Annotated in this window: 1 protein-coding gene; it reads left to right on the top strand. The window is 63.5% G+C overall.

Annotation, left to right across the window (positions count from 1 at the left end; genetic code table 11):
• Positions 1 to 765: 765 nt before the first annotated feature.
• Positions 766 to 1,754 (top strand): DNA translocase FtsK (locus L879_RS24115; RefSeq protein ID WP_275944471.1); only part of this gene is annotated, 989 nt, incomplete at its 3' end.

Here is a 1,754-nt window from a genome sequence, read left to right as displayed (position 1 = left end):
CGCTGACCCGGGATACGCACATCCCCGCCCTGTCCGAAAAAATCACCCCGCAGAACCGATCAAATCAATCCCCGCAAAGGAAGCGCCGATATAAACACCCGAAGAAATTTTGCAAGGCCTTTGTCAGCAAATGCCGGGGCTCCGCCGCATGGAGGAGGCTTATCCCCAGGGATGACGGTCCGGATATGGCGTTTCGCAGGGGAGGGGAGAAGCGGCACGGGCCGGGGTCGCGAGAACGCGACCTTCTCCTAATGCTCTTTTTACCTTTGGCAGGCGTAATCGGGAGGAACCCTTCCCGGGCTGAGTGGCTCAGTCCCAACATCATCACAGACAATGCATTTCAAACGACGGTCTCCCTCTTCCGCCGCTCATGGCTATGGCTCTCTCACGCGGGAAGAGGACAAGCATCCCGGTTCGAACGATTGCGAGAGCAATTCATTGCCCGCTGAGGCTCATCCTGGCCATGTCGGCCGTGTGCGCGCATCCGCGACGACACAGGCCGCCGACAATTCTCATTCCGATTCAGGGAAGCACGTCGGGCTTTCCAGGGCCCGACCTGCGGAGGAACGATCCTCCGCTGCTCATTCTCATCCGCCGAGAGGAGCTCAGGCGAAAGGAGCTCAGGGCAGAGGCCCGAATGGCGCGCCGCGCGGCGAGGTATGGGAGGAATCGTTCTCCATATCTCCGGATGTCCGTTTCACGCGCACGCCCGAGCGCGTTCTGAAAGAGCGCCGTCTGCAAGGAGCGCCGCAAACCGTATCCGAGATGACGGAAAGGCTCGCCGAGGAAATCGCCTCCGTCCGCGCGGTCGATCCGGCCCCCGCCGTCCAGGAGAGACTCGAGGCCTTGCAGAGCAGGGCTTCGCAGCAGGCGGAAACGGAGGCATCCCGTCCGTTCAATCGCATCTCGCCCCAGCCGCGCACACCGGTCCGGCGACCGGCCGCGCCCGCTTCCCGGGAAGAGGCCGTCCGAAAGCCGACAACGCGTACGAGTGCTCCCGTCGCGCGGGATCCCGTTGCTGCGCCGAGGGCCGCCATGGAGCCGGCCGCGCCCGTCAGGGACAGCGCTGCGGATTATCGGCTTTCGTCGGTCCAGCAATCCTACAGCTTCCTCTGGCAGCCTGGAACTTATCTGCTCGATCCATCGCTCCGGACACCGCTCGTTCCGGCACCGTCTTCTCCGCTGAAGCGTGAGGAGCGTGTTCCGGTCGTCGAGGCTCTTCTTGTGAAGAGAAGCAAGCCTGAAGCCGAAGCGATCGCACGTTCGCCTGCGAGGCCTCCGCTTCCGGCCGAACCCGAGGACTTGCCTTGGGAGGACGAGGACGATCTGCACGACTTCCTCGACGAAGAGGATGACGTCGTAGAGGAGGCGCCGCGCCGTGCCGCCATGGCCCCGCAGCCGCGCGTGAGCCATGCTCCGATGATGCCGGCGCCCGCCAACGACGTTATCCGCCGCGACAATTATGCGTCGGTCTCCGTCGGCGTTTCGGCCCCCGTCGGAGCGTCCTTTGAATTCGAGCCTCCGTCCCTGGATCTTCTGGCGGAGCCGAAGATCTGGGACAGCGCGGAAGTGCCGGTCGAGGTGCTGCAGGAAAATGCCGCGACGCTCGAGAATGTCTTGTGGGATTTCAACGTCAAGGGAGAGATCATCAACGTTCGCCCCGGCCCTGTTGTGACGTTGTATGAGCTGGAGCCTGCGCCTGGGACGAAGTCGTCGCGGGTGATCTCGCTGGCGGACGACATTGCGCGTTCGAT

Source organism: Microvirga flocculans ATCC BAA-817 (assembly GCF_000518665.1).
Lineage (GTDB): Bacteria > Pseudomonadota > Alphaproteobacteria > Rhizobiales > Beijerinckiaceae > Microvirga > Microvirga flocculans.
Note: the sequence above shows the minus strand (reverse complement) of the source record. Positions and strands in the feature narration are given on the sequence as shown.